This is a genomic window from Nonomuraea composti (assembly GCF_012034275.1).
GTDB classification, from domain to species: Bacteria; Actinomycetota; Actinomycetes; order Streptosporangiales; family Streptosporangiaceae; genus Nonomuraea; species Nonomuraea composti.
Window position 1 is genome coordinate 56,598 of sequence record NZ_JAATEP010000007.1, and the last position, 26,401, is coordinate 82,998.

The 26,401-nt window shown below is 71.4% G+C and carries 24 protein-coding genes; 6 read left to right on the forward strand and 18 right to left on the reverse strand.

Going from position 1 to position 26,401, the window contains the following annotated elements; translation table 11 throughout:
- The first annotated feature begins 37 nt into the window (after nucleotides 1-37).
- Complete coding sequence (locus HCN51_RS12085; RefSeq protein WP_168009711.1) at nucleotides 38-1,399, forward strand: MFS transporter; 1,362 nt, start codon at nucleotides 38-40, stop codon at nucleotides 1,397-1,399.
- Here the strand turns inward: HCN51_RS12085 and HCN51_RS12090 are convergent.
- The 3 genes from HCN51_RS12090 to HCN51_RS12100 are packed head-to-tail and all read right to left on the reverse strand — an operon-like array spanning nucleotide 1,359 to nucleotide 5,157.
- On the reverse strand, nucleotides 1,359-3,974 hold the full coding sequence (locus tag HCN51_RS12090; protein ID WP_168009713.1) for an FtsX-like permease family protein: 2,616 nt from the start codon (nucleotides 3,972-3,974) through the stop codon (nucleotides 1,359-1,361). The two genes, HCN51_RS12085 and HCN51_RS12090, sit on opposite strands and share 41 nt — an antisense overlap.
- Nucleotides 3,971-4,651, reverse strand: a complete 681-nt coding sequence (locus HCN51_RS12095) for an ABC transporter ATP-binding protein (protein WP_168009715.1) — start codon at nucleotides 4,649-4,651, stop codon at nucleotides 3,971-3,973. Before HCN51_RS12095 ends, HCN51_RS12090 begins: the two co-directional genes overlap by 4 nt.
- Nucleotides 4,648-5,157 carry a PadR family transcriptional regulator gene (locus HCN51_RS12100; RefSeq protein WP_168009717.1) on the reverse strand — a complete coding sequence of 170 codons (510 nt, stop codon included), beginning with the start codon at nucleotides 5,155-5,157 and terminating at the stop codon, nucleotides 4,648-4,650. Before HCN51_RS12100 ends, HCN51_RS12095 begins: the two co-directional genes overlap by 4 nt.
- An 89-nt stretch (nucleotides 5,158-5,246) precedes the next feature.
- On the opposite strand from HCN51_RS12100, the gene HCN51_RS12105 reads away from it, so the two are divergent.
- From HCN51_RS12105 to HCN51_RS12115, 3 genes are all read left to right on the forward strand, one after another.
- Nucleotides 5,247-5,795: an FHA domain-containing protein gene (locus HCN51_RS12105; RefSeq protein WP_168009726.1), complete on the forward strand. Its 549-nt coding sequence runs from the start codon at nucleotides 5,247-5,249 to the stop codon at nucleotides 5,793-5,795.
- 141 nt (nucleotides 5,796-5,936) lie between these two features.
- Entirely contained in the window at nucleotides 5,937-7,481 is a 1,545-nt protein-coding gene (gene dacB, locus HCN51_RS12110; RefSeq protein ID WP_168009735.1) for a D-alanyl-D-alanine carboxypeptidase/D-alanyl-D-alanine endopeptidase, read from the forward strand.
- A gap of 197 nt (nucleotides 7,482-7,678) precedes the next feature.
- A complete protein-coding gene (locus HCN51_RS12115) occupies nucleotides 7,679-8,191 on the forward strand; it encodes a CAP domain-containing protein (RefSeq protein ID WP_168009737.1) in 513 nt (170 codons plus the stop codon).
- A 187-nt stretch (nucleotides 8,192-8,378) separates the two neighbouring features.
- Here HCN51_RS12115 and HCN51_RS12120 read toward each other — a convergent pair whose 3' ends face one another.
- From HCN51_RS12120 to HCN51_RS12140, 5 genes are read right to left on the reverse strand one after another with little or no spacing between them, the layout of a single operon-like run.
- Nucleotides 8,379-9,296: a hypothetical protein gene (locus HCN51_RS12120; RefSeq protein WP_168009739.1), complete on the reverse strand. Its 918-nt coding sequence runs from the start codon at nucleotides 9,294-9,296 to the stop codon at nucleotides 8,379-8,381.
- A gap of 39 nt (nucleotides 9,297-9,335) precedes the next feature.
- Nucleotides 9,336-10,115 (reverse strand): ABC transporter permease, encoded by a 780-nt coding sequence (locus HCN51_RS12125; RefSeq protein WP_168009741.1) that lies wholly within the window; start codon nucleotides 10,113-10,115, stop codon nucleotides 9,336-9,338.
- A complete protein-coding gene (locus HCN51_RS12130; protein ID WP_168009743.1) occupies nucleotides 10,112-10,861 on the reverse strand; it encodes an ABC transporter permease in 750 nt (249 codons plus the stop codon). Before HCN51_RS12130 ends, HCN51_RS12125 begins: the two co-directional genes overlap by 4 nt.
- Entirely contained in the window at nucleotides 10,858-11,610 is a 753-nt protein-coding gene (locus HCN51_RS12135; protein WP_168009745.1) for an ABC transporter ATP-binding protein, read from the reverse strand. The genes HCN51_RS12130 and HCN51_RS12135 overlap by 4 nt, the downstream gene beginning before the upstream one ends.
- Nucleotides 11,607-12,665 carry an ABC transporter substrate-binding protein gene (locus HCN51_RS12140; RefSeq protein ID WP_168009747.1) on the reverse strand — a complete coding sequence of 353 codons (1,059 nt, stop codon included), beginning with the start codon at nucleotides 12,663-12,665 and terminating at the stop codon, nucleotides 11,607-11,609. Before HCN51_RS12140 ends, HCN51_RS12135 begins: the two co-directional genes overlap by 4 nt.
- 219 nt (nucleotides 12,666-12,884) lie before the next feature.
- Here HCN51_RS12140 and HCN51_RS12145 point away from each other — a divergent pair, with 219 nt between their 5' ends.
- Nucleotides 12,885-14,069: a metal-dependent hydrolase family protein gene (locus HCN51_RS12145; protein WP_168009749.1), complete on the forward strand. Its 1,185-nt coding sequence runs from the start codon at nucleotides 12,885-12,887 to the stop codon at nucleotides 14,067-14,069.
- On the opposite strand, the gene HCN51_RS12150 is transcribed toward HCN51_RS12145, so the two are convergent.
- Nucleotides 14,034-15,215, reverse strand: coding sequence for a PucR family transcriptional regulator (locus HCN51_RS12150; protein WP_168009751.1), 1,182 nt, complete (start codon nucleotides 15,213-15,215; stop codon nucleotides 14,034-14,036). The two genes, HCN51_RS12145 and HCN51_RS12150, sit on opposite strands and share 36 nt — an antisense overlap.
- An 87-nt stretch (nucleotides 15,216-15,302) precedes the next feature.
- On the opposite strand from HCN51_RS12150, the gene HCN51_RS12155 reads away from it, so the two are divergent.
- Nucleotides 15,303-16,232: an adenosine deaminase gene (locus HCN51_RS12155; protein WP_168009753.1), complete on the forward strand. Its 930-nt coding sequence runs from the start codon at nucleotides 15,303-15,305 to the stop codon at nucleotides 16,230-16,232.
- Between the two features lie 142 nt (nucleotides 16,233-16,374).
- Here the strand turns inward: HCN51_RS12155 and HCN51_RS12160 are convergent, their stop codons facing one another.
- From HCN51_RS12160 to HCN51_RS12200, 9 genes are all read right to left on the reverse strand, one after another.
- Entirely contained in the window at nucleotides 16,375-16,614 is a 240-nt protein-coding gene (locus tag HCN51_RS12160; RefSeq protein ID WP_155129175.1) for a hypothetical protein, read from the reverse strand.
- Nucleotides 16,615-16,836: 222 nt separating this feature from the next.
- Entirely contained in the window at nucleotides 16,837-17,604 is a 768-nt protein-coding gene (map, locus tag HCN51_RS12165) for a type I methionyl aminopeptidase (protein ID WP_168009755.1), read from the reverse strand.
- An 89-nt stretch (nucleotides 17,605-17,693) separates the two neighbouring features.
- Entirely contained in the window at nucleotides 17,694-18,416 is a 723-nt protein-coding gene (locus HCN51_RS12170) for an SIP domain-containing protein (RefSeq protein ID WP_206066897.1), read from the reverse strand.
- A 2-nt stretch (nucleotides 18,417-18,418) separates the two neighbouring features.
- The gene (locus HCN51_RS12175) at nucleotides 18,419-18,943 is read right to left on the reverse strand and encodes a PadR family transcriptional regulator (protein WP_168009757.1); all 525 of its coding nucleotides are present in this window, start codon (nucleotides 18,941-18,943) and stop codon (nucleotides 18,419-18,421) included.
- 54 nt (nucleotides 18,944-18,997) lie between these two features.
- The gene (locus HCN51_RS12180) at nucleotides 18,998-19,966 is read right to left on the reverse strand and encodes an NAD(P)-dependent alcohol dehydrogenase (protein WP_168009759.1); all 969 of its coding nucleotides are present in this window, start codon (nucleotides 19,964-19,966) and stop codon (nucleotides 18,998-19,000) included.
- Nucleotides 19,967-20,093: 127 nt separating this feature from the next.
- Entirely contained in the window at nucleotides 20,094-21,077 is a 984-nt protein-coding gene (gene ilvC / locus HCN51_RS12185) for a ketol-acid reductoisomerase (protein WP_080047534.1), read from the reverse strand.
- 23 nt (nucleotides 21,078-21,100) lie between these two features.
- Nucleotides 21,101-21,625 (reverse strand): acetolactate synthase small subunit, encoded by a 525-nt coding sequence (gene ilvN / locus HCN51_RS12190; protein ID WP_080045495.1) that lies wholly within the window; start codon nucleotides 21,623-21,625, stop codon nucleotides 21,101-21,103.
- Nucleotides 21,618-23,357 (reverse strand): acetolactate synthase large subunit, encoded by a 1,740-nt coding sequence (locus HCN51_RS12195; protein WP_080045494.1) that lies wholly within the window; start codon nucleotides 23,355-23,357, stop codon nucleotides 21,618-21,620. Before HCN51_RS12195 ends, ilvN begins: the two co-directional genes overlap by 8 nt.
- A gap of 205 nt (nucleotides 23,358-23,562) precedes the next feature.
- Complete coding sequence (locus tag HCN51_RS12200; RefSeq protein ID WP_230465820.1) at nucleotides 23,563-26,193, reverse strand: putative bifunctional diguanylate cyclase/phosphodiesterase; 2,631 nt, start codon at nucleotides 26,191-26,193, stop codon at nucleotides 23,563-23,565.
- Nucleotides 26,194-26,401 lie beyond the last annotated feature (208 nt).

Below are 26,401 nucleotides of genomic sequence, written 5' to 3' on the forward strand. Positions count from 1 at the left end.
CCTACCGAACAAGCCCTCGCTCGGTTCTAATGAGGGGATGATCACACCGGCGGCCGGTACGGTCTCCGTCCCCAAGAGCGTGCGCCTCGGCTACGGCGTCGGCTCCTTCTGCACCGCCACCTTCAACGGCGTGCCAGGGCTGCTGCTGCTGTTCTACATGACGAACTTCCTGGCCGTGCCCGCCTGGCTGGCCGGCGTGGTCGTCACCGCGCCCAAGGTCTGGGACCTGTTCGTCAACCCCCTGGTCGGCCGCTGGTCGGACCGGACGACCTCCCGCTGGGGGCCGCGCCGGCCGTGGCTGCTGGCCGGGGCGTGCACGCTGCCGATCGCGTTCTTCCTGGTGTTCGCGGGGCCACCGCTGACCGGGGTGCCGGCCGCCCTGTACGTGGGGGCGTGCTTCCTGGCCGCGGCGACGGCGTACGCGTTGTTCGAGGTGCCGTACAAGGCGATGCCCGGCGAGATGACGGACGACTACCACGAGCGCACGTCGCTGCTGCAGTGGCGGATGGTGTTCGTCGGCGCGGCGACCGCCATCAGCGGCGTGCTGGCGCCGGCCATCGCGACCAGCGACGGCCAGGACGGCACGCTCGGCAGCTACCGGGTGATGGCGCTCACCATCGCGGTCATCCTGCTCCTCGCCATGCTCGGCTCCTTCTTCGGCACCGCCCGCGCCCCCATGACCGGCGCACCCGAGCCCGACCGCGGCGGCTGGCGCGAGCAGCTCGCCGCCGTCAAGGACAACCCGGCCTTCCTGTGGCTGACCGTGCTGGCCTGCGTGCAGATGCTGGCCGTCAGCATGATGCTGGCCGCCGCCCCCTACTTCGCCACGTACACGCTGGGCTCCGCCTCCGCGACGCAGACGCTCTTCGCCGCGCTGGTCGGCCCGATCCTGCTGACGATGCCGCTGTGGGTGCGCGTGGCCAGGCGCTTCGACAAGCGCGGCGCGATGCTCCTGGCGGTGCTGCTGTTCGGCGGCGGCACGACGGCCGCCATGGCCACGCCGCTGTTCGGGCCGCTGTGGGCGCACCTGACGATCCTGGTGGTCGGCGTCGGGTACGCCGGGCTGCAGCTCATGCAGTTCTCCATGCTCGCGGACGTCATCGCGGTGGACGCGGCCACGACGGGCAAGCGGCGGGCCGGGGTGCTGACCGGCCTGTGGACGGCCATCGAGAGCGGCGTCAGCGCGTTCGGCGCGCTCATCTTCGGGATCATCCTGACGATCGGCGGCTTCGTCGAGTCGGAGCCGAGCACGTTCGTGCGGCAGCCGGACAGCGCGGTGGCCGCGGTCCTCATCGGTCAGACCGCGGTCCCCGCGCTGATCATCTTCGCCTCCGCGCTGATCACGCTGAAGTACCGGCTCACGCCACCCGGCGCGCCGGCTTCGCCCTCGTCCGGGTGAACAGGCCCGCGAGCAGCGCCGCCAGCAGCGGCAGCCCGAGGACGAGCGCGGCCAGGAACGCCCACGGCACGACGACCGGGTTGTCCCCCCACATCCACGCCATGGACGCCGACAGCGAGCGGCCGGTGACCGCGCCCGCGACCAGCCCGATGAGCGCGCCCAGCCCCGCGATGTAGCCGGCCTGGGCCGCCACCACGAGCCTGCGGGTCAGCGGCCGGCCGCCCACGGCGTGCAGGATGTCGAGGTCGCGGCGCATGTCGGCCACGGCGAGCCCGGTCGCCGCGAACGTCCCGCCCAGCACGAGGACGACCGCCGCGGCCAGCGCCGCCGCCAGCAGGGTCGCGAGCTTCTGTGCGGTGGGATCCTGGGCCAGCCCCGCGTACGCGTGGGTCGTCACCGACTGCAGGTGATCGCTGAAGCGCTGCAGGTCCCGCTGGTCGCGCACGTGCCCGGCGGGCGGGACGTAGATCCGCCGCTCGGCCGTCCTGTACCCGGCCGCCGTCACCGCGGAGGCGGGCACCACGGCGCCGCCCTGCTCGGGCTGCGCCCCCTGCGCCACCACGGCCGGCACCTGGAGCTTCTTCTCAGGGCCACCGTCGCCGGTTCTGGGCAGCATCGTCAGGCTGACGGTGCCGTCGCTGACCAGCCTGGGGTCGAAGACCACGACCTTGCCGGCCGCGAGCGCCGCCGCGGCCTGCGGGTCCCTGCGGCCCTGGAGCAGGGCGAGCACCCGGGCATCCCCGATCGGCACGTCGAAATAGCTCAGACCGTGGTGCGGGCACTCCTCACTGGCACATTCCGGGGACTCAGTCTGGATCATCGTCGCGATGCTGTGCCCGGCGCCGTCCTGGGCCTCCAGCGCCGGCACGAGGCTCGCTCCCGGCAGCCTCTCCTGGACGGCGGCGCGGACCCGGGCCCAGGTCGCCGCGTCCAGGTCGCTGCTCTGCACCGTCAAGGTGCCCTCGGGCGCGTCGATCCGGTTCATCCGCTGCTCGGCGGTGTAGGTGGTGGTGTAGGCCAGGCCGACGGTGACCGCGCCCATGGTGGCGGCCATGACGGCGGCCACCGCCGAGACGGTGCGGGCCCGGTGGCGGGTGGCGTCCCTGACCGACAGGCGCGCCGGCAGCGGCAGGCGCGCGGCCAGCGGCGCGGTGCGCCGCACCAGCCAGGGCATCAGCAGGATCAGCCCGAACAGCACCACGGTGGACGCCGCCACCACGAGCAGCTCGTGCCGGGACTCGGACAGGACCCTCACCCCGGAAACGGACATGAGCCAGTGCGGCTGGAACGCCAGCAGGACCGTCAAGCTCAGCCCGAGCACGAGCAGCACGAGGCCGGCCAGCGGGCGGGCCGGGCGGTCGCGCACCTCGTCCGGGCGGCCGGCCAGCACCCGCGCCGGGCTCTGCCGCGCCGCCTGCACGGCCGGCGCCACGGCCGCGACCAGCGCGCTGAGCAGGCCGAGCGCGGCGACGCCGAGCACTTCGGCCCACGGCACGTCCACCGGGCCGCTGTTCCAGTCCAGCAGGCGCGCCGCGATCGACTCCGCCACCGCGCCGGTGCCGATGCCGAGCGCGACGCCGATGAGGGCCGCCACGCCGCCGAGCACGAGCCCGTCGGCCAGCACGATCATGCGCAGGTGTGCGGCAGAGCCGCCCTGCGCGGCGATGGTGGCCAGCTCCCGCCTGCGCCGCCGCAGCCCGACCGCGAACGCGGGGCCCGCCAGCAGGACCGTCTCGGTGACGACGAGCAGCACGGCGATGGCCAGCCAGAGCCAGTCGTCCCGCTGGAACCGCGCGTAGTCGCGCTGCTCGCCACGCGGGCTCTCGATCACCGCGCGGGAGGCCACGCGCAGCCCCGCCTGGTTCAGCTCGCGCACCTTCTCCCAGGTGACCGGGCCCGGGGTGTCGACCAGCCAGCCATTGCCCTGCGGGTCGATCTTCTTCGCCAGCACCGACCCGTACAGGCCGACGACCTCCATGACGCCGGGCCTGGTCGGGTTCCCGACGACGCCGACCACGCGCTTCGGCGCGCCGCTCCTGGTCAGCTGCAGGGTGCCGCCGACGCGCACGCCGCGGTCGAGCAGCGCGGGCGTCACCGCGATCTCCTGCGGCGTGGCCGGCAGCCGGCCCTCGGCCGGCGTGCGCAGGCCGCCGGTGAGCGGGTCGCGCAGGTCGATCTCCAGCAGGTCCACCCGCTCGAAGCCGTCCTGGATCCGGGCGTCGGCGGTGTAGTCGTAGAACGGGATCGCCCTGCCGCCGATCAGCCGGGCCACCTCGGCGGTCGTCCAGTGCGCCGGCGCGCCGGTCTTGTCCGGGTCCTGGTTGCCCCACCGGCCGGCCGGCTCCTGCTCGACGGGGAGCGTCGTCGGGTGTGCCAGGACCGCGGCGTCGGCGACCGAGCCCAGCCGGGACGGCAGCTCCTCGCGCGGCGTCAGTTCCGTGGTACTCGACAGCGTCAGCAACGCCGTGATGGCCAGGACGGGCAGGCCGATCATGACCATGATCAGGGCGGTGCGGCCCTTGGCACGCAGGGCGTCGCGCCGGGAGATGCGCAGCGCGGCACGCAACGCGCTCATCGAGCGCTCTCCAGCCGCACGGCGCCCGACTCGGCGATCAGGCCGTCACGCAGGTAGATCACCCGATCGGCCCAGGCGGCGTAGCGGGGCTCGTGGGTGACGAGCAGCACGGCCGCGCCCGCGTCGCAGCGGGCCCGCAACAGCTCCAGGATCTCATCGCCGGTGGCCGTGTCGAGCGCGCCGGTCGGCTCGTCGGCCAGCAGCAGCCGCCGCTCGCCCACCAGCGCCCTGGCGATGGCCACCCGCTGGCGCTGCCCCCCGGACAGCTCCTCGGGGAAACGGTCGGCGATCTCCTCCACCCCCACCTCGGCCAGCACGGCCAGCGCCTCCGGGCGGGCCCGCCCGGAGCGCACGCCGTCCAGCTCCCTCGGCAGCATCACGTTCTCGGCCGCGGTCAGCGACGGGATCAGGTTGAGGTCCTGGAAGACGTACCCGACGCGGTTGCGCCTGATCGCGGCCACGTCCTTGACCCGCGACAGGTCCTCGCCCTCGATCGTCACCACCCCCGAGGAGGGCCGGTCCAGACCGCCCGCCAGGTTGAGCAGCGTGGACTTGCCCGAGCCGGACGGCCCCATGACCGCGACCAGCTCCCCCGCCGAGACCTCCAGGCTCACCCCCCTCAGCGCGTGCACCTGCCCGTGCTCGCGGGTGACCTCCCGCAGCTCCACCACACTCATCGGTTCTTCTCCTTGGAAACGGCCTCGCAGTGGTCCAGCCAGCGCTGCTCCGCCTCGGCCTTGAAGATCAACGAATCCAGCACCAGGCGCTGCGCGAGCCCGCCGGCGGCGGCCCGCTTGGCCCTGGTGAGCTCCTGCAGCGCGCGCATCGTGGCCATGCGCTGCGTGTGGATGACCTCGGCCACGTCCACGCCGCCCGCCACGGCCATCGCGACCTTGATCGCCAGCTCGTCCCGAGGCCGGTCGGTCTGCGCGACGGGGGTGCTGAACCAGCGCGCCAGCTCCGCCCGACCGGCCTCGGTGATCGTGTGGACCACACGGCCCTGCTCATCGGCGCCGACGGGCTCGACAAGCCCGTCACGCTCCAGGCGGGACAGCGTCGTGTAGACCTGGCCGATGTTCAACGGCCAGGTCGCCCCCGTGGACGCCTCGAACTCCACCCGCAGCTGATAGCCGTACCGTGGTCCGCTGCTCAGCAACGCCAGCAGCCCGTGCCTGATCGACATGAATACTGAGTATGCATACTCAGTATGCCTAGGGCAACCTGATCCGCGTATTCTGGACACAGCCCGAGGTTCAGGCCGATACTCGCTCTATGAGCTCCACGCATCCGCCCTTTCGCGCCTCAGATGGGGAACGTGACCGTGCGATCGACGAGCTCAAGGAGCGCGCGGTAGAGGGCCGCATCTCGCACGACACCTTCGTGGGGCGGGTGGACCAGGCACTACGGGCGCGCAACCAGTTCGAGCTCGACGAGCTGGTCGCCGACCTGCCGCGGCGGCCCACGTTCCGCCAGCGGCTCACCGACGCCGTCTCCTCGGTCTCCGAGTTCACCACCAGGCTCCAGGCCGCCTGGCGGCGGCCCCGGCTGCCCCGGCTGGCGCTGCCCGACGACGACCGCCTGCGTTACGTGGTGGGCCGCGGGTCGGCCTGCGACCTCGTGCTCTCCGACCTGACGGTCTCCCGCGTGCACGCCGAGCTGCGCCGCGAGGGCGACGGCGGGTGGATGCTGGTCGATCTCGGCTCGCTCAACGGCACCCGGCTCAACGGGTGGCGGCTGGTGGGGCCGGCACGGGTGAAGTCGGGCGACGAGGTGTCGTTCGGCGACTGCGGCTTCATGGTCACGTCCCAGCAGCCGACCTGACGGGCTTTCCGCCCACCCGACGGCCCGGCAGCCGACCTGATGAGCTTTCCGCGAACCCCAACAAATACGGATATTTGCGGATTACAGGCTGACGGGGCTGATCCATGCTCTCATGCGATCCCCCAGTCACTTGGAGACCCCATGCGGCGCACCTCAGCCTCCCTCGTCGCGGGCACGCTCGTCGCGGCCCTCGCGTGGGCGTCCGGACCCTCCACGCCCGCCGTCGCGCTCGACCCCGCCGTCGGCGTCGCGGACCTGACCCAGGACATCAACCAGATCCTCAGCGACTCGCGGCTCACGATCGCCCGGGCGGGCGTCGTGGTCAAGAGCGCCAAGACCGGCGAGGAGCTGTACGCCACCGACGCCGGCAAGCTCCTGACCCCGGCCTCGAACACCAAGCTGTTCACCTCGGCCGCCGCGGTGGAGACGCTCGGCCTCGACTACCGCTTCCCCACCACCGTGCTGGGCACCGGCCGCAAGGCGGGCTCGGTGCTGGCCGGCGACCTGGTGCTGCGCGGCACCGGCGACCCGACCATGCTGGCCGAGGACTACGACGCGCTGGCCGCCAAGGTCGCCGCCGCCGGCGTCAAGGTCGTGACCGGCAAGCTGGTGGCCGACGACACCTGGTTCGACTCCCAGCGCCTCGGCAACGACTGGTCGTGGGACGACGAGACCGCGTACTACGCGGCGCCGATCTCGGCGCTGACGGCCTCCCCCGACCGGGACTACGACGCCGGCTCGGTGATCGTCTCCGTGGCGGCCGACGGCGACAAGGTCAAGGTCTCGACCACGCCGGAGACCGACTATCTGAAGATCGTGAACAAGGCCACGGTGGGCGCGGAGACGGACGTGCTCATCGAGCGGCAGCACGGCACCCGCACGGTGGTGATCACCGGCACGGTGGCGGAGCCGTACCAGGAGTGGGTGGCGGTGGACGATCCCACCGCGTACGTCTCCTCGCTGTTCCGCAAGTCGCTGGCCGGGCACGGCGTCAAGGTGCTCGGCCCGACGACGGCCGGCGCGGCGCCGTCGGGGGCGAAGGAGCTGGCCCGGCACGAGTCGATGACGCTGGGCGAGCTGCTGGTGCCGTTCATGAAGCTGAGCAACAACATCCACGCCGAGATCCTCACCAAGGCCATGGGCCGCAAGGTGTCGGGTCAGGGTACCTGGTCGGCGGGCCTGAAGGTCAGCACCGACTTCGCCAAGGCGAACGGCGTCCAGGTGATCAACATGCGGGACGGCTCAGGCCTGTCGCGCCGCGACGGCTTCTCGCCTGGCTCGATCGTGCAGCTCCTGACGGCCGTGCGCGCCAAGCCGTGGTTCTCCACCTGGTACGAGTCCCTGCCCATCGCCGGCAACCCGGACCGGTTCACCGGCGGCACCCTGCGCAGCCGGATGCGCGGCACGCCCGCCGAGAACAACGTGCACGCCAAGACGGGCTCGCTCACGGGCGTCACCTCGCTGTCCGGTTACGTCACGAGCGCCGACGGCGAGCCGCTGATCTTCTCGATCATGCTGAACCAGTACCTGTCGGGCTCGCCGAAGGACATCGAGGACAAGATCGCCGTACGGCTCGCGCAGTTCTCGCGGACGGCGGCGGCGGGCGACGCGGCCGCGCTGCGCACCGCCGGCGAGCCGGCGCCGGGCGACCTGGAGTGCTCGTGGCTCAAGCCCGCGCCGTGCTAGTCGCTCGCTGAAGGAAAATCTCGCGGCCCCCTGACGCCCAGGGGGCCGCTCCGGTTTACCGAGATCAGAGGGGGTGATATTACGATTCAGCCACTTGGAGCTCCAAGTTAGGACTTGAATTTCCGTACAAAGCCGACTTGGGGCGACCAGAATGCGGGTTCGACGCACAGTCGAGCCCCTCATCCGGAGGACGGTCAATGCGCAGAGAGCTCCAGGCGGTGGCCTGTGTGGGATGTCTGGCGACCTTGAGCATCCCCGCGCCCGCCGCCGCCGGGCAGGCCCCCGGCGGCGCCGCCGGGCAGGCCCACGGCTCGGGCGCGCGCCGCGGCTTCGCGTCGGCGGCCGAGAGCCGGGTCGTCGCGCTCACCAACGCCGCCAGGGCCAGGAACGGCTGCCGTCCCGTCGTCCACGACCCCAAGCTGCACCTCGCCGCCGAGCGCCATTCGGCGGACATGGCCCGCAGGAACTACTTCTCCCACACCTCGCGCGACGGCCGCACGTTCGGGCAGCGGATCAAGGCCGCCGGCTTCGCCTTCCGCAGGGCCGCCGAGAACATCGCCCAGGGGCAGCCCACCGCCGCCGCCGTGGTCAAGGCCTGGCTCCACAGCCCGGGGCACCGGGCGAACCTGCTGAACTGCGCGTACACCCATATCGGCGTCGGGCACCACCCCAAGGGGCCCACCTGGACGCAGGACTTCGGCGCCCGCTAGGGCGCCGCGACAAGCACCACTCCCCCCGACCAAGGGAGCGTCGGGCTTTCGCCGGCCCCACCCGAGCCGGTTCCCACCGCACGCCCACGCGCTCCCCTCCGGGCGGACCCGGCCGCGCCTCCCCCCGCACACGGACCGCGGCCGGGTCCGCACTGCCGCACTCAGGACGGTGTCCGGGGCCGCGCCACTACCGCACCGCCTCGCGCAGGAGGTCGCGCAGCCGGTCGTAGCCGGGTGCGAGCCACCGCAGCCCCGCCGACACGGCCGCGTCGTCACCCGTGGTCAGCGGAAGCTGCAGGCTTCCGAGCACCCGCGCCTGCTCCCACGTCACCGCGGCGGCCCCGGCCAGGCCGAGGCTGCCCAGGCAGGCCGCCGCGTCGGCCAGCCGCCGCGCTCCGAGGCGGATGCCGAAGTGCAGGAGCATGCCGCGCGCCGGCCCGCCGAGCCCGCCGTCCACCTGCTCGGCCAGCCGCAGCAGCGCCGCCGCCCCGCCGAGCGTCCCCGGCGGCACCGGCAGGTCGTCCCGGCCCTCCAGCCAGCGCACGGCGGCGGGCAGCGAGTCCCGCAAGGCGCCCAGGGCGGACGTCCGCCGCACCCGTACGAAACCGGTCCGCAGCACGTAAGGCGTGTCGAGGTAGGCGACCGCCTCGCCCCGCCACGCGTCGAGGAAGGCGGCGGCGGGCAGCGTCGCGAAGGGATGCCCGTGCGGGTCGTGCACCACGACGACGTCGTCCTCGACGGCGATCGCCACCACGTAGTGGTCGCCGGCCCCGCCCGGCGTGTACGCCAGCAGCCCCATGTCCACCGGCCCCACCAGGACGGGCCCGCCCGCGCACGCGGCACGCAGCCGGTCGAGCGCCTGCTCGGCCGTGCCGCCGTGGCCGCGCTCGCACTCCCAGCCGAGCAGCCCGATGGCGGCGTCGAGCCCCAGCTCGGGGTCCCAGCCGTAGGGGTCGAAGAACGGCTCGGAGCCGCCGATGAGCTGCATCCCGAACGGGGAGCCCGTCAGCGTCTCGATCACGCCCACGTCGGGTGCGCCGGGCCCGAGCACCATGGCCAGCGAGTGGGCGTAACAGTACGGTCCTGAACCGGAGTAAGGCAGCATGGCGCCCAGTGAAGGGCCTGACACGGTGTCAGGCGCAACTCATCCGGGGCGCCGGTCGGAGAAGCGGGCCAGGACGAGCGATTCGACGACGCCGACGACCGCGTACGCGAGGATCGACACGCCCGTGACGACCACGATGTCCGCCCACACCTCGTCGTAGCGGAACCCGCCGATGGCGCGCAGGATCTCGGCCCCGATGCCCTCGCCGGTGGCCAGCCATTCGGCGATGAGCGCCCCGATGATGGAGGCGGGCACGGAGATCCTGGCCGAGGCGAACACGGCGGGCATCGCGGTCGGCACCGCGACCTTGCGCAGCACGGTGAGGCGGGTGCCGCCGTACGCCATGATCAGGTCGGTGGCCTGGGGTGAGGCGGAGCGCAGGCCGAAGGCGATGTTGACCAGCGCGGGGAAGAAGACCACGATGCTGCCGATCACGGCGACGCCGAGCAGGTCGCGGCCGAAGACGAGGGTGATCAGCGGCGTCATCACGACGAGCGGCACCGAGCGCAGCAGCATGGCGACCGGCATGAACGTCTGCTCGACGGTCCGCAGCAGCACGAACGCGACGGCCACGACGATCGCGGCGGCCATCCCGGAGACGAAGCCGATGGCCGCGTCCCTGATTGTGATGCCGAGCGCGCCGAACACGGCCTCGCGGTGCGCCTGCGAGGCGGTCAGGTACTCCCAGACCTGCGGCGGGCGCTTGCCGACGAGCGGGCTGATCCCGAACGCCTCCAGCGCCAGCCACCAGGCGGCCACGACGATGACGACGGAGGGCACCAGCGGCCCGACGATCCGCAGCACGGTCCGCCCGATCATGCGGCCTCCCCTCTCGACCACGGGGTGACCACGCGGGCGACGAGCGCGACGACGGCGTACCCGAGGCCCGCGACCAGGCCCGCCACGAGCGCCAGCCCCCAGGTGCGCGGCACCTGGAACTGCTGCTGGGAGATCATCAGGGAGACGCCGAGCCCCTGGTCGTTGCTGCCCAGGTACTCGCCGATAATGGCGCCGAGCAGCGCCGACGGCGCGGAGATCTTCAGGCCGGCGAACGTGCTGGGCAGGGCGGAGATGACCTGGACGTAGCGGAGCCTGGCCAGGCGGCCGCCGCCGTACACGGTGATCAGGTCGAGGCTGGCCCGGTCGGCGGAGCGCAGCCCGAGCAGGGCGCCGATGAGCGTGGTGAAGAAGACGGAGATGGCCGCGAGGAACACCACGGTCGCGTCGCCGCCGAGGACGACGAGCACGATCGGCCCGATGGCCAGCAGCGGGATGCAGTACGAGATGACGGCGAGCTGCGTGGCGACGGCTTCGAGCCGGGGCACGAGCAGCACGAGCAGCGCCACGCCGAGGGCCAGCCCGTTGCCCCACAGGAAGCCCTGGACGGCGGCGGACAGGGTGGCGCCGGCGTTGGGGCCGTAGAAGGCCCAGCCGTCGCGGCCCATCGACTCCAGCACCGCGACCGGGGTGGGCACGGCGCCGCCGCCGGCGAAGACGGTGGCGGCCAGCAGCCACCAGATCGCGACGAGCGCGACGACGCCGGCCAGGCCGTGCAGCCGTCTCATGAGCCGTGCCCGAACAGCAGGTCGCTGAGATGGTCGTGGTAGGCGTGGAACTCGGGCGTGCGCATCATCTCGGGCGTACGCGGGCGAGGCAGGTCGATCTTCACCATCTCCACCACCCGCCCGGGGCGCGGGCTCATCACGGCCACCAGGTCGGACAGGAAGACGGCCTCGCCGATGCCGTGGGTGACCATGAGCGTGGTGGCGGGCTTCTCCGTCCAGATGCGCAGCAGCTCCAGGTTGAGCCGCTGGCGGGTCATGTCGTCCAGGGCGCCGAACGGCTCGTCGAGCAGCAGCACGCTGGGCTTGACCACGAGGGCGCGGGCGATCGAGACGCGCTGGCGCATGCCGCCGGACAGCTCGGCCGGGCGGGCCTTCTCGAAGCCCTCCAGGCCGACCAGCTTGATCAGGTCGTCGATCACGCCGGGCTCGGGCTTGATGCCGGCCACCTCCAGCGGCAGCCGGATGTTGGCGGCGACGCTGCGCCAGGCGAGCAGCGCGGAGTCCTGGAAGGCGATGCCGAGGTGGTGGCTCCTGCGCAGCTCCTGCGGCGTCTCGCCGTTGACCCTGATCTCGCCCGCCGTGGGCTCCTCCAGGCCGGCGAGGATGCGCAGCACCGTGGACTTGCCGCAGCCGGACGGGCCGAGCAGCGACAGGAACGAGCCCTTCGGCGTGCTCAGGTCCACGCCGTCGACGGCGGTGACGCCCTTGCCGAACGTCTTGGTCAGCCCGGTGATGCCGATGCCGCTCATGACAGCTTCAGGCTCGGGTCGGCCTGGTAGATCTCGTTCAGGATCGACAGGTCGAAGAGCTGCTCGGCCTTGATGGTCAGGCCGGCCTTCGACAGCGAGGAGATGTTCTGCTCGATCAGCTCAGGCGTCATCGTGAACAGCCCGTTGGCCTTGGCGTCGTCGGTGACGACGAGCTCGTTCTGCATCTTGGCCTCCTCGGTCTGCTCCTTGACGTCGAGGTTCTGGTCCTTGCCGTAGACGGTGGCGGCCAGCTCGGCGGCCTTGGCCGGGTTCGCGACGGCGTCCTTCCAGCCCTTGATCTCGGCGGTCAGGAACGCCTTGAGCTTGTCGCGCTCGTTGTCGATGGTCTCCTGCGTGACCGTGAACGTCTCGGCGACCAGCGGCAGGCCGGCGTCGGCGAGCAGCAGGTACGCCGGGTCGTGCCCCTTCATCCGCAGGTTGACGGGGCCGCTGGTGACGAAGCCCACGTACCCGTCGAGCTGCCCGGAGGTGAGCATCGACGGGTCCGACTGGAACGGCACCCTGGTGACCTGGGCGGCGTCGATGCCGTTGGCCTTGAGCACCGCGTTCCAGACCAGCTCGTTGGAGTCCTGGACGCCGATCTTCTTGCCGACGAGGTCCGCGGCCTTCTCGATCGGGTTCTTGCTCAGGGAGATGATGGCGAACGGGTTCTTCTGGAACGTGGCGCCGACGATCTTCAGCGGGGCGCCCTGGAGCACGGCGGGCGCGGTGATCGTGGGGGCCGACAGGCCCGCCCAGCAGCGCCCGGTGGCCAGGCCCGACTCGACCGAGGTGCCGGAGCCGCCGCCGGACAGCAGCTCGACCTGCGAGAACCCGGCCGCCTTGAAGTATCCGTTGGTGTCGGCGAAGTACTCGCCGGCGAACTCCACGTTCTTCTTCCAGGAGAGCTGCAGCTTGACCGACCCGAACCCGCCGCCACCGCCGCTGGAGGAGGTGCCCGTGGTCGTGCCGGTGTCCCCGCACGCGGCCAGACCGAGCGCCAGACCGGCCAGACCGGATGTCCGCAGGAACGCGCGACGGTCGAAGGTAGCCATAATTCTCCTTGAACGGCCCGTGAAGATGCAGGTCAGGAAGGTATCCCTCGATTATTACCATCGTGTGACGATGGTTTCGGACATCACGGCCCGGGGAACGCCCGCGCACCGGGAAGCCGGGAAAACCGCTGGCGGCCCCTGTAGGTCCCTACGAGAGCGCCGCGCGAGGACCGTAGATCCCTCCAGCCGCCCAGGGGCTCCGGTAGCGTCGAGCCCGAGATGAGACTCGACGGAATCCCCCTTTGGGACGGTACCGAATTCCGCGGCCCGGTCGATCTGACGTGGGAGCCCGACCGGATCACCGGCGTCACCCCCGCCGCGACGGCCCGGCACGCCGACCTGTGCGTGCTGCCCGGCCTGGTGGACACGCACGTCCACCTCGTCGGCTACGCGGGCCCCGGCACGCCGCCCGACTTCGCGACCTGGCCGCTGACCACCACCCGCGACGAGCAGGTGCTGCACGGCGCCGCCCACGCCCAGCGGGCCATGCGGCACGGCGTCACGACGCTGCGCGACCTGGCGGGCGACGAGGCGCAGATCGCGCTGCGCCGCGTCTTCGACGCCGGGGTGCTGCCCGGTCCGCGCATCCAGGTGCACGGCGTCGTCGGGATGACCGCCGGGCACAACGACCTGTTCGTGCCGCCCGCGTTCCCGATCAGGAAGCCGACGGCCGACGGGCCCGACGAGTGCCGCAAGCTCGTCCGCACCTGGGCCAGGGCCGGCATGGACGGCATCAAGCTGACGACCAGCGGCGGCGTGCTGTCCATCGGCGACAAGAACGTGTGGCGCAACTACACCCGCGACGAGATCAGGGCGGTCGTGGACGAGGCGCACGCCCTCGGCATGCTCGTCGCCTCGCACGCCCACTCCGAGGACGGCATCCGCGTGGCCGTCGAGGAGGGCGTCGACTCGATCGAGCACGGCACGCTGATGAGCAAGGACCTCGCCGAGACGCTGGCCGCCCGCCGCACGCCGGTGGCGCCGACCCTGCTGATCAACGAGGCCATCGCCGACGGCCGGGTGCCCGTCACCGGCGAGGCCAGGGCCAAGGCCGCCGAGCTCGTCGCCACCCGCGACGTGCTGCTGGCCCAGGCCGCGGCGCTGGGCGTGCGGTTCGTGCTGGGCACCGACGCCAACGGGCACCACGTGCGGTTCGGCGACCAGCTCGCCGAGGTCGTGCACATGACCCGGATCCTCGGCCTCGACGCCGAGTCGGCGCTGCGCGCGGCCACCTCCGACGCGGCCGACTCGATCGGCATGCCCGTGGGCCGCGTCACGCCCGGCCTGGGCGCCGACCTGGTCGTGCTGCGCGGCCGCCCGTGGGAGCGCATCGAGGACCTGGCTTCCGAGAACATCGTGGCCGTCGTCTCACGTGGCCGGGTCGTCGCGGGCCGCCTGCCCTGACCGCAGCGCCAGGTAGAGGTCCGTACGGTCGCGCATCGACGACATGCGCCGGCCGGTCAGCTCCTCGATCCGCTGCATCCGGTAGCGCAGGGTGTTGACGTGCACGTACAGCTCGTCGGCCGTGCGCTGCCAGGAGCCGCACGTTTCCAGGAACGTGTCGAGCGTGCGCAGCAGCTCGGAGCCGTGCCGCGCGTCGTACTCCTCGACGGGGCCGAGCAGATGGTCGCGGAAGGAGCGGCGCACGCTCGACGGGAGCGCGGCCAGCAGCAGGTCGAAGCTGTCGATGTCGGCCACCGACATGATCGAGACCGGGCCCGGGCCGCCGCGCGCGGACTCCATGCCGCGCCTGGCCGTCTCCAGCGCCTCGCCGAGCTGCGACACGCTGGCCACCATCTCGCTGATCCCGGCCGCGATGCTCACCCCCTGCCGCCTCGCGTCGCCCGGCGCGCCCCGCCCGTCGGGGACGAGGGCGCGCAGCTCGTCGGCCAGGCTCTTGCGCGAGGCGCGGCCGTTGACCAGCACGATCGCCTCGCGTGAGGTGCCGCCGACGATCAGGTGACGGCCCTTCCTGGCCAGGCCCTCGTGCAGCAGCTCGGGCAGGTCGAGCTCGGGCCCGCCGGTCAGCGTGACCGCCATGGCCGCGGTCGGCAGGCCGGGGTCGGCGCCGAGCAGCCGCAAGTGCGCCGACACCTCGCCGGGCGGGATCTGGCCGAGCACGTCGAGCAGGGTCTGCGCCCTGACCCGCTCGGCCCTGCGCTGCTCGGCGGCGAACCCCTCGGCCGTCACCACCTCGCTGATCGCGCCGAACGCCTGGTCGGGCGCGGCCAGCAGCAGCGGCAGCCGCCGCCGCTCGCACGCCTCGACCAGCGCCCGCGGCAGCTCGCCGAGCACGATCAGGCCGACCACCAGGCCGGCGACGTCGGCCGCCCACAGCGCGTCGGCGAAGCGCTCGCAGTCGGCCGGCCCTGTGTACCAGACGCCGCTGGTCAGCACGAGGTCGCCGGAGCGCAGGTAGCGGCGGGGGTCGGGCAGGTCCGTCGGGTACGCGCGCAGCACCTCCCGGTCGAGCGGGTCGCCGGGGCTCGCGGGGCCGGTCACCGGCGTCAGCCGTAGGTCCTCGCGGGCGAGCAGATCCGACAGCCTCATGAAATCTGATGTTATGCCAGCTCAGAGCGGGAGAGTTCAGAGGTTCGCACGATACCTCCACCCTCCGGGGTCCGGTTTACTCGATGCATGCGTCCCAAAGCGGAACTCCACCTGCACATCGAGGGCACCCTGGAGCCTGAGCTCGTCGTCGAGCTGGCCCGGCGGAACCGGATCGACCTGCCCACCTTCGACGTGGAGGCCATCCGCGCGCGTTACTCCTTCGCGAACCTGCAGTCGTTCCTGGACGTGTACTACGAGAACATGGCCGTCCTGCGCACCGAGGAGGACTTCTACGACCTGGCCACCGCCTACCTGCGGCGGGCCGCCGCGCAGGGGGTGCGGCACGCGGAGATCTTCTTCGACCCGCAGGCGCACCTGAGCAGGGGCGTGCCGCTGGAGGCCGTGTTCGGCGGCCTGTCGGCGGCGCTGAAGGACGGCGGGATGTCCGCCGCGCTGATCCTGTGCTTCCTGCGTGACCGGGGCCCCGAGGAGGCCGAGGAGGTGCTGCGGGCGGCGCTGCCGTACCGGGAGCGGTTCATCGGGGTGGGGCTCGACTCGGCCGAGGTGGGGTATCCGCCGTCGCTGTTCCGGCGGGTCTTCGACATCGCCGCCGCCGAGGGCCTGCGCCGGGTCGCGCACGCGGGCGAGGAGGGCGGCCCCGACTACGTGTGGGAGGCGCTGGACATCCTGCGGGCCGAGCGGGTGGACCACGGCATCAGGGCCATGGAGGACCCGCAGCTCGTGGCGCGGCTGCGGGCGGAGCGGATCCCGCTGACCGTGTGCCCGCTGTCGAACGTGCGGCTGCGCGCCGTGCCGTCCCTGCGCGACCACATCCTGCCCGCGATGCTGGACGAGGGCCTGGTCGTGACCGTCAACTCCGACGACCCCGCTTACTTCGGCGGCTACGTGGACGACAACTACGAGGCGCTGCGGCGCGAGCTGGGGATGACGGACGACCAGCTCGACCGGATCGCGCGCCACTCGTTCGAGGCGTCCTTCGCTTACGAGCCGGCCTGAGCCCTTCGAGGCGTCCTCCGCCTGCAGTCCTTCGAGGCGTCCTTTCGCCTGCAGTCCTTCGAGGCGTCCTTTCGCCGGCGAGCCGGCCTGAGCACGCGGATGGGGCCCGCCCTCGCCGGGCGGGCCCCATCAGGACGTCTCGTCAGCCGCTCAGGACACTGCTGAGCAGCTCGTTCAGGAGGTCCAGGTCGAGGATGTCGTTGTCCTCACCGAAGTTGTTCCACTCGCCGAAGTCCCACTTCGTCTCGTCGTCCTTGCCGTGGTTGGGGCCGGGCAGGATGCCCGACTCGGCGGTGACGCTCGGCGCGGCGGCGAGGGCGGTGCCACCGAACATGACCATCCCGCCGACGAGCCCGGCGAGGATAAGTCCGTTTCTATACATTGTGTTTCTCCCTGATACCTCTCGACTACTCTCCGTAGCTATCGGTGGGAAATCTCCCCCTCGCCCCAGTTCGACAAACACCGACATTTCTGCTGTTGACCTGCAAAAATGCCGCGTCTAGTCAAACGGTGACAGAGATCGCCCCACTTGACGCATATGTGTCAGGGAGTGCACAACCGCCGACCTTTTCCTGCCCGAGCCATGACCATGGCTCCGCGCGGCCTACGGAAGGGTCAGGATGACCGGCCCGTCGTCGGTGATGGCGACCGTGTGCTCGACGTGCACGCTCCTGCTGCCGTCGCCGGTGCACACCGACCATCCGTCGGCGGCCATGTAGTAGCGGTCGCCGCCGCCCGCCATCAGGCTGGGCTCGATCGCGATCACCATTCCGGGCCGCAGCCGCAGCCCGCGCCCGGCGCGTGCCTCGTTGGGCACGAACGGCTCCTCGTGCATGGCCCGGCCGATGCCGTGGCCGCCGAAGTCGTTCTGCATGCCGTAGCCGGCGCCGCGCCCGACCGTGGACATCGCGTGCCCGATGTCGCCCATCCGGCCGCCGGGCACGGCCGCCTCGATGCCCGCGGCGAGCGTCTCCTCGGCGACCCTGATCAGCTTGAGGTCCTCCGCGCGCGGCTCGCCGACGGTGAAGCTGACCGTGCCGTCGGCGTGCCACCCGTCGATGTACGCGGCGCAGTCGACGCTGATCAGGTCACCGTCGCGCAGCTCGTACGGCGACGGCAGCCCGTGCAGCATGACGCCGTTGACGGAGGTGCAGATCACGCCGGGGTAGGGCATGGCCCCGAAGGAGGGGTGGTAGCCGAGGAACGACGGCTTGGCCTTGGCCTCCGCGATGACGGTCCGCGCCACCTCGTCGAGCTCCTTGAGCGACACGCCCACGCCCGCCTGCTCGCGCACGGCGGCGTGGACGGCGGCGACGACCTTGCCGGACTCCCGCATCGCGGCGATCTCCCCGGCCGACTTGTACTCGATCACTGCCCCTCCTTGCCGATAACTATACCGGTATTATTATCACGGATCATGGCAGCGTTGGCAGCGTTCACGCCGGGGACCCTCTACCCCGCTCAGTCCATCCCTCTCCTTCCCGGCGTCCAGAACGGCTTCGTCCGCACGTCCCTGCGATGCCAGCCGCGCTCGCCGACCAGGTGGGCACGGACGGCCTGGATCGTGCGCGCCTCCCCCGCGAGGTAGGCCACCCCGGGCCTGTCGGGCAGCTCCAGCTTCCGCACCGCCTCCACCAGGACCTCCGAGCCCGCCGCGGACGCGTCGCCCCGGCACACCCGCACCAGGCCGCCCGGCAGGTCGAGATGGTCGTCCGGCGAGCCGGCCTCCACCACGCCGTGCACCTCCGCTCCGGCGGGCAGCGCGCCGAGCATCGCCCCGAACGCCACCGACGCCGTCTCCTCGCCGGCGAACAGGTGGTAGGGCGCCTCCCGCTGGATCACGAAGCTCCCCTCGGGGCGCATGAAGGAGATCTCCTGGCCGGGCCGCGCGTTCCTGATCCAGGAGACGCCGGGCGAGTCGCCGCCGTGGTCGAACCCGATCACGTCGAGGGCCTCCCAGGAGGGGTCGTGACGCCAGACCGAGTACGTGCGCAGCACGCCGCCGAGCGGCCCGCCCGCACCCACGAGCAGCCGGACGTGCTGCCCCGGCGTCCAGCGCAGATCCGCCAGGGCCTCGCCGCCGATCCTGACCCGGCGCATGCGGGGCGTGACCTGCTCGGCCTCCAGCACCTCGCCGGTCACGAACATCCGGTCGAGCAACCTGCGGGCGATCGTCCGTCGCACGACTACCTCCTCCGGGGGTCGAGCTGCTCGATGCGGTGGCGGGCGTCGACGAAGACCTCCTGGATGCGTTCGACCACGCGGGGGTCGCCGTGGGCGTGGGCGAGCGTCTTCACGGCGGCCTTGACCAGCCGCAGGGCGGGGCCGATGATCTCGGCGGCCTCGGGCTCGCGGAACAGCCCCCACTCGCCCCTGCTGGCGGCACGGCCCCACAGCCGCTCGATCTCCGCGGCCTGCTCCGCCACGACCCGGCGGCCCTCGCCGGTGAGGTGGTGGACCTTGCGGCCGTCGGCGGGCTCGACGCGGACGAGACCTTCGTCCTCCAGCAGTTGCAGGGTGGGGTAGATGGAGCCGGCACTGGGCTCGTAGGTGCCGTTGAAACGGTCGGCGAGGCGGTTCATCACGTCGTAGCCGTGGCCGGGCTGCTCGGCGATCAGGGCGAGGACGGCCAGGCGCAGCTCGCCCGGCCCGAAGAAGCGGCCCGTGGGGCCCATCCCGCCCGCGCCCGGGTTTCGGCGCGCGTTCATCATGTGTCGGATGCTATATCGAACGATATAGCGCGGTAAAGACGTACTATCGCGTTTTCACAGAGCGATGACGACCTTGCCCTTCGCGTGCCCCCGCTCCACGTGCGCGATCGCCTCGGACACCGCGGCCAGCGGGAAGACGCGCTCGACGACCGGCGTCACCTCGCCCGCCTCGATCAGCTCGCGCAGCTCGGCGAGGTCGGCGGCGTTCTCGCGGGTCACGAACGTGGGCAGCGTGTGGCGGGCGAACAGGTTCGTGAGGTTCAGCCGGATGACGCGGCCCATCACGCCGACCCAGCGCCCGCCCCCGCCGCTGTTGCTCAGGTAGGCCCCGGCCGGGGTGAGCAGCCGCCGGCACTCCCCCACCGTGCGGTTGGCGATGTTGTCGAGGATGACGTCGTAGCGCCGGCCGGTGCGAGTGAAGTCCTCCTTGGTGTAGTCGATCACGTGGTCGGCGCCGATCGAGCGGACCAGCTCCACGTTCGCGCCGCCGCACACGCCGGTGACCTCGGCCCCGAACGCCTTGGCGAGCTGCACCGCGAACGTGCCGATGCCACCCGCGGCGCCGTTGACGAGCACCTTCTGCCCCCGCTCCAGGCCCGCCTTGTCGCGTAACGCCTGCAGCGCGGTCATCGCCGACGTGGGCACGGCCGCGGCCTGCTCGAACGTCAGCCCGGCGGGCTTGGCGGCGATCGGGCCGCCCTCGGGGACGGCGACGTACTCGGCGAACGAGCCGGGCGCGCAGCCGTACACCTCGTCGCCGGGCTGGAACCGGCTGACGCCCTTGCCCACCGCCTCGACGACCCCGGCGAAATCGGCCCCCAGCCCGGGGACCTTCGGCTTCGACAGGCCGGACACGGCCCGCAGGACGTACGGGGTGCCCCTGAGCAGGTGCCAGTCGCCCGGGTTGACCGCGGCCGCGCGGACCCGGACGAGCACCCCGTCGTCGCCGATCTCCGGCTTGGGGACCTCCTCCAGCTCGATGACCTCGGGCGAACCGTAGACGTGACGGCGAACTGCCTTCATTTCAGCTCCTCTGACACCTGAAAGAAAATGCTGACACATGAAAACAGTACCTCTCGCGAGGCGTTCGCGGGCAAACGAAAAGCGGCGGCCGGGAGGAAGATCCTCCCGGCCGCCGCTCTCTACGGGATCAGGCCTTGAGCCAGCTCATCATCGGGCGGAGCTTGGCGCCGGTCTTCTCGATCGGGTTCTCGGCCAGCTCGTCACGGTAGCGCTGGAACTCCTTCTGGCCGCTGTCGAACTCCTCGACCAGCTGGCGGGCGAAGGTGCCGTCCTGGACCTCGGCGAGGATGCGGCGCATCTCCTGGCGCGACTCCTCGTTGATGACGCGCGGGCCACGCGTGTAGCCGCCGTACTCGGCCGTGTCGGAGACCGACCAGTACATCTTGGAGATGCCGCCCTCATACATGAGGTCGACGATCAGCTTCATCTCGTGCAGGCACTCGAAGTAGGCCACCTCCGGCTGGTAGCCGGCCTCGATCAGCGTCTCGAAGCCCGCCTTGATCAGCTCGGAGACGCCGCCGCACAGCACGGCCTGCTCGCCGAACAGGTCGGTCTCGGTCTCCTCCTTGAACGTGGTGCGCAGCGCGCCCGCGCGGGTGCCGCCGATGCCCTTGGCGTAGGACAGCGCGAGGTCGAGCGCCTTGCCCGAGGCGTCCTTCTCCACGGCCACCAGACACGGCACGCCGCGCCCGGCCTCGAACTGGCGGCGCACGAGGTGGCCCGGGCCCTTCGGGGCCACCATGCAGACGTCCACGCCCTCCGGGGCCTCGATGAGGCCGTAGCGGATGTTCAGGCCGTGGCCGAAGAACAGCGCGTCGCCCTCGACGAGGTTGGGGGCGACGTGTTCGGCGTACAGGTGGCGCTGGATGTGGTCGGGCGCCAGGATCATCGTGAGGTTGGCCTCCTCGACCGCCTCCGACGGCGTGAGCACGCGCAGGCCGTCGTTCTCGGCCTTCTCGCGGCTCTTGGAGCCCTCGGGCAGGCCGACGCGCACGTCGACGCCGGAGTCACGCAGGGAGAGCGCGTGGGCGTGGCCCTGGCTGCCGTACCCCAGCACGGCCACGTGGCGTCCCTGAATGATCGACAGGTCGGCCTGGTCGTCGTAGTAAATCTCGGTCACTTGCTCAAAACCTTTCAGGCGGTACGGTCCAGTGCCCTGAGGGACCGGTCGGTGATGGAGCGGGCGCCGCGGCCGATGGCCACCATGCCCGATTGGACGAGTTCCTTGATCCCGAACGGCTCGAGGACCTTCACGAAGGCCTCCAGCTTGTCGGGGGTGCCGGTGACCTCGATGGTCACGGCGTCGGCCGCCACGTCGACGCAGCGGGCGCGGAAGAGGTTGACGAGCTCCAGCACGTGGGAGCGGCTCTCGGAGTCGGCCTTCACCTTGATCAGCATCAGCTCGCGCTGCACCGACTGGTTCGGGTCGAGCTCGACGATCTTGAGCACGTTCACCAGCTTGTTGAGCTGCTTCGTGACCTGCTCAAGCGGCAGCTCCTCGACGCTCACCACGATCGTCATGCGGGAGATGTCGTCGTGCTCGGTGGGCCCGACGGCGAGGGAGTCGATGTTGAACCCCCGGCGGCTGAACAGCGCCGACACCCGGGCGAGCACGCCCGGCCGGTTCTCGACCAGCACGGACAGCGTGTGCCTACTCATCCTCGTTCTCCCACCTCGGCGCCATGTCACGGGCGATCTTGATGTCGTCGTTGCTGGTGCCCGCCGCGACCATGGGCCAGACCATGGCGTCCTCGTGGACGACGAAGTCGACCACGACGGGCACGTCGTTGATCTCCATGGCCTTCTTGATCACGGCGTCCACGTCCTCGGGACGCTCGCACCGCAGGCCCACACAACCATAGGCCTCCGCGAGCTTGACGAAGTCAGGGATGCGGCGGGGGGCCTGCAGGTTGGTGTTGGAGTAGCGCTCGTCGTAGAACAGCGTCTGCCACTGGCGGACCATGCCGAGATTACCGTTGTTGATGATGGCGATCTTGATCGGCACGCCCTCCAGCGCGCACGTGGCCAGCTCCTGGTTGGTCATCTGGAAGCAGCCGTCGCCGTCGATGGCCCACACCGTGGCGTCGGGGCAGCCCATCTTGGCGCCCATCGCGGCCGGCACGGCGAAGCCCATCGTGCCCGCGCCGCCCGAGTTGATGAACGTGCCCGGGTTCTCGTAGTCGATGAACTGCGAGGCCCACATCTGGTGCTGCCCGACCCCGGCCACGTAGTAGGTGTCGGGTCCCGCGATCGCGCTCAGGCGCTCCATGACGTACTGCGGGGCCAGCGAGCCGTCGTCGAAGGTGTCGTAGCCCAGCGGGTAGGTCTGCTTGTAGCCGTTGAGCGTCGCCCACCACTCGTCGTAGTCGCCCTTCTGGCCACTGGCCTGGACGGCGGCGATGAGGTCGGTGAGGACCTCCTTGCAGTCGCCCACGATCGGCACGTCGGCGTGGCGGTTCTTCGAGATCTCGGCCGGGTCGATGTCGGCGTGCACGACCTTCGCGTACGGGGCGAACGACGACAGGTCACCGGTCACCCGGTCGTCGAAGCGCACGCCCAGGCCGATGATCAGGTCCGACTTCTGCAGCGCGCCCACGGCGGAGACGCTGCCGTGCATGCCCGGCATGCCCATGTGCTGCGGGTGGCTGTCGGGGAAAGTGCCCCGGGCCATCAGGGTGGTGACGACCGGGATCTTCGTCAGCTCGGCGAGCTGCAGCAGCTCGGCCGACGCGCGCGCCTTGTGGACGCCGCCGCCGACGTACAGGACGGGCCGCTTGGACTCGGCGATCAGCTTCGCCGCCTCGCGGATCTGCTTGGAGTGCGGCCTGGTGACCGGGCGGTAGCCCGGCAGCTGCATGGTGGGCGGCCACGAGAACGTGGTCTCGGCCTGGAGCGCGTCCTTGGAGATGTCCACCAGGACCGGGCCGGGACGGCCGGTGGAGGCGATGTGGAACGCCTCCATGATCGTGCGGGCGATCTCGCTCGCGTCGGTGATCAGGAAGTTGTGCTTCGTGATCGGCATGGTGATGCCGGAGATGTCCGCCTCCTGGAAGGCGTCCGTGCCGATCATCGGGGAGGCCACCTGACCGGTGATCGCCACGATCGGAACGGAGTCCATGAAGGCGTCGGCAATCGGGGTCACCAGGTTCGTGGCGCCGGGGCCGCTGGTCGCCATGCACACCCCGACCTTGCCCGTGGCCTGCGCGTAGCCCTCGGCCGCGTGACCCGCGCCCTGCTCGTGCCGTACGAGCACGTGCCGGACCTTGGTCGAGTCGTAGAGAGGATCGTAGGCCGGCAGAATGGCACCGCCCGGGATCCCGAACACTGTGTCGACTCCCACGTGCTCCAGCGCCCTGACCAGGGCCTGTGCACCTGTCATCCGTTCGGTCATCGGCTCGTTCCTTGCGTGGCTACTCGCTTAAGGACATAAAAAATGCCCCTTCCCACCTAGACGGCGGGTCTGGGGCGGCGCGCAGGTCGTCGTGCTTCGCTATCGGCCTGCGCGCCGGCGAAGTACTACGAGAATCTCACTGCGAAGCATGGCCTACACCATAGCCGCTCGGAACGCCATCGCGCCAACTTCGTGGACACAAGTCTCAAACAGTGAGACTCGTACGCATCAGCGAGTCGACCCCGCGCGCCGCCATCGGCCGCGCCACCAAGAAGCCCTGCCCCCTCGTGCAGCCCATCTGCTTCAGCAGTTCGAGCTGCTCAGGACGCTCGATCCCCTCAGCCACCACGATAAGCCCGAGGTCGTGCCCGAGCCGCACGATCGTGCGCGTGAGCAGGGTCAGCGTGTCGTCCTTGCCGAGCCCCGACACGAACGACGGATCGATCTTGATCATGTCGACGGGGAGCTGCCGCAGGAACGCCAGCGAGGCGTAGCCGGTGCCGAAGTCGTCGATCGCCAGCCGCACGCCCAGGGCCCGCAGCTCCGACAGCCGCTTGATCGTCTCCTCGGCGTCCTCGACCAGCATCTCCTCGATCACCTCAAGGGTGAGCATGGACGCGGGCAGGCCGCTCTCCGTCAGCGCCTCCTCGACCGTCTCGACGAACCTGGGCGCCATGATCTGGCGCGCCGACAGGTTCAGCGACAGCCCGATGTCCCACGACGAGGCCCGCCAGGCGGCCACCTCGCGGCACGCCTCCCGCAGGATCCACTCGCTCAGCGGCACGATCAGCCCGGTGTCCTCGGCCGCGTCGAGGAACTGCTCCGGCGGCACGAACACCGACCCGCGCCACCACCGCACCAGCGCCTCCACGGCGGTCACCCGCGAGGTCGCGAGGTCCACCACCGGCTGGTACTCGATCGCGAACTGCTGCTCGATCAGCGCCCGCTGCAGGTCGGCGGCCAGCTCCAGGCGGCGCATCACGTCGGCGTGCATCTGCGCCGCGAACACCTCCACCCGCCGCCCGCCCAGCTCCTTGGAACGGGCCATCGCCACATCCGCGTTGCGCATGAGATCGCCCGCCGGCAGGTCGTCCTCGGTGAAGGCGACGCCCACGCTCGCGGTCAGCGCCACGTCGCGGTCGGCGACCCGGAACGGCTCCTGCGAGACCGCGCGCACCAGCCGCTCGGCCAGGTCCACCGCCACCTGCGCGTCGCCGCCCGTCTCCACCAGCACCGCGAACTCGTCGCCGCCCCACCGGGCCAGCGTGTCGTCGGCCCGCACCGCGCCGCGCAGCCGGCGGGCCGCCTGCCCGAGCAGGTAGTCGCCGCTGGCGTGGCCGACCGAGTCGTTGACCGAGGTGAAACCGTCGAGATCGAGGAAGATCACCGCCACGTTGGCCGTGCCGGGGCCCGACGTGCGGCCCGCCAGCACCTCGCGGGTGCGCTCCTCGAAGTAGGCGCGGTTGGGCAGCCCGGTGACGCCGTCGTGGAAGGTCAGGTGGGCGACCTGGTTGCGCAGCGCCTCCTCGTCGCTGACGTCTCTCGTCGTCACCAGCAGCAGGTCTTCGCCGCCCGCGTGGCGGGTCGCCACGGACTCCGTGGGGCGCCAGGTGCCGTCGGCCGCGCGGACCCGGCAGGCGATCAGGCAGGCGCCCGGGGCGGTGTTGTCCTCGTCGAGGTTCATCGCGCGCATGGCGACCTGGATGCCCGGCACGTCCTCGGGGTGCAGGTAGTCGAAGATCGACCCGCCGACCAGCTCCTCCGGGCTGTAGCCGTAGGTGACCTCGACGCCCGCGCCGATCTCGCGGACGACACCCTCGTAGTCGCAGGTGAACACCACGTCGCCGGTGCTCTCCGCCAGCTCCCTGAGCTGGCGCTCGCTCAGCTTCGCCAGTCCGCGCAGGCGCACGTTCGCCGCCGAGACCACGAACAGGCGCACCAGCAGGAGCAGCACCACGGAGACCGCCACCACCACGACGCCGGTCACCGGCGCCCCGGTGCGCCCGCCGGCCTGCTGGACCAGCAGCACCCCGGCGGCCACGGCCACCAGCGCCAGCGGCACGATCGCGACCGCGTGCCCGACCGCCGGCCGCGCCACCTGCCGCACCCGCGGCCCCCACGGGACCGCCGCCAGCAGCAGGAACGCCACAGGCGCGAGCATGACGGCCCACAGCTGCGGCTCGACGTCCATGAGCCGGGCCACCGCCGCCGACAGGCCCGCCACCGTCATCGTGGCCAGCACCCCCACGCCCGCCAGGCCGAGCAGCCAGGACGACGCCTTGCTGGTCAGCACCGACGGCACCACGGCGAACGTCACCAGCAGCCCCACCAGCGGCGGCAGCATGACCAGCGTGAACGCCGGCGCGTCGGCGGTCTCGGCGTACACGTGCCGCAGCGCCACCATCCAGCCGATCAGGAACAGCGAGGCCGCGCACAGGTAGGCGTCGGTGAGATGCCGTAAAGCGAGCCGCGCGGAAAGCTTCCGGTCGGCGGCGATCAACGCGCCGCTCGCCGTGACCACCGTGCCGACCAGCATGAACATGTCCGCGAAGCTGTCGAACGCGTTCTCGGTGAACGGCCGCAGCGCCACCCCCGCCGTCCAGATGACGGCGCCGCCGCTCATCCAGCGCGCGGCCATCGCCGCCGGGCGGTGCGTGGCCGCCTGCTTCACCGAGGCGATCAGCAAGGAGACTGCGGCGACCATCGCCGCGATCCCACCGGCGACCGCTCCGGTGACCAAGGCCGGGCTCTCCGTCAGGAGGGCGGCGGCGAACGCCACCGCGCCGGCCGCCGCAGCGGCGGCCGGCGGCACCCGGGGATCACGCCAGCGGATCACAGTCGTTGCCCATCCCGTCTCGAACTCTGCACCAGTGACCGCCGAAGCCCGGTCGATCACTTCGCCAGTGTGTGCTGTCGTGGGTGCGCGGGTGGTGACAACGCCGATGTCGTCACCGATCTGATAACCAGACAGACCAATTGCCGCCAAGAGCTCCTTGACAGTGAGTCAGGAACTCCCTGCAAACGCAACCGTACGCACCGAAGGT

Excerpts from the sequence above, each read along its gene's own strand:
- HCN51_RS12130 (WP_168009743.1), bottom strand. The coding sequence starts at position 10,861 with ATGAGACGGCTGCACGGCCTGGCCGGCGTCGTCGCGCTCGTCGCGATC.
- HCN51_RS12115 (WP_168009737.1), top strand. The coding sequence starts at position 7,679 with ATGCGCAGAGAGCTCCAGGCGGTGGCCTGTGTGGGATGTCTGGCGACC.
- HCN51_RS12105 (WP_168009726.1), top strand. The coding sequence starts at position 5,247 with ATGAGCTCCACGCATCCGCCCTTTCGCGCCTCAGATGGGGAACGTGAC.
- HCN51_RS12085 (WP_168009711.1), top strand. The coding sequence starts at position 38 with ATGATCACACCGGCGGCCGGTACGGTCTCCGTCCCCAAGAGCGTGCGC.
- HCN51_RS12100 (WP_168009717.1), bottom strand. The coding sequence starts at position 5,157 with ATGTCGATCAGGCACGGGCTGCTGGCGTTGCTGAGCAGCGGACCACGG.
- HCN51_RS12145 (WP_168009749.1), top strand. The coding sequence starts at position 12,885 with ATGAGACTCGACGGAATCCCCCTTTGGGACGGTACCGAATTCCGCGGC.
- HCN51_RS12125 (WP_168009741.1), bottom strand. The coding sequence starts at position 10,115 with ATGATCGGGCGGACCGTGCTGCGGATCGTCGGGCCGCTGGTGCCCTCC.
- HCN51_RS12135 (WP_168009745.1), bottom strand. The coding sequence starts at position 11,610 with ATGAGCGGCATCGGCATCACCGGGCTGACCAAGACGTTCGGCAAGGGC.
- HCN51_RS12095 (WP_168009715.1), bottom strand. The coding sequence starts at position 4,651 with ATGAGTGTGGTGGAGCTGCGGGAGGTCACCCGCGAGCACGGGCAGGTG.
- HCN51_RS12155 (WP_168009753.1), top strand. The coding sequence starts at position 15,303 with ATGCGTCCCAAAGCGGAACTCCACCTGCACATCGAGGGCACCCTGGAG.
- HCN51_RS12175 (WP_168009757.1), bottom strand. The coding sequence starts at position 18,943 with ATGATGAACGCGCGCCGAAACCCGGGCGCGGGCGGGATGGGCCCCACG.
- dacB (WP_168009735.1), top strand. The coding sequence starts at position 5,937 with ATGCGGCGCACCTCAGCCTCCCTCGTCGCGGGCACGCTCGTCGCGGCC.
- ilvN (WP_080045495.1), bottom strand. The coding sequence starts at position 21,625 with ATGAGTAGGCACACGCTGTCCGTGCTGGTCGAGAACCGGCCGGGCGTG.
- HCN51_RS12140 (WP_168009747.1), bottom strand. The coding sequence starts at position 12,665 with ATGGCTACCTTCGACCGTCGCGCGTTCCTGCGGACATCCGGTCTGGCC.
- HCN51_RS12195 (WP_080045494.1), bottom strand. The coding sequence starts at position 23,357 with ATGACCGAACGGATGACAGGTGCACAGGCCCTGGTCAGGGCGCTGGAG.
- HCN51_RS12160 (WP_155129175.1), bottom strand. The coding sequence starts at position 16,614 with ATGTATAGAAACGGACTTATCCTCGCCGGGCTCGTCGGCGGGATGGTC.
- HCN51_RS12090 (WP_168009713.1), bottom strand. The coding sequence starts at position 3,974 with ATGAGCGCGTTGCGTGCCGCGCTGCGCATCTCCCGGCGCGACGCCCTG.
- HCN51_RS12150 (WP_168009751.1), bottom strand. The coding sequence starts at position 15,215 with ATGAGGCTGTCGGATCTGCTCGCCCGCGAGGACCTACGGCTGACGCCG.
- HCN51_RS12120 (WP_168009739.1), bottom strand. The coding sequence starts at position 9,296 with ATGCTGCCTTACTCCGGTTCAGGACCGTACTGTTACGCCCACTCGCTG.
- HCN51_RS12180 (WP_168009759.1), bottom strand. The coding sequence starts at position 19,966 with ATGAAGGCAGTTCGCCGTCACGTCTACGGTTCGCCCGAGGTCATCGAG.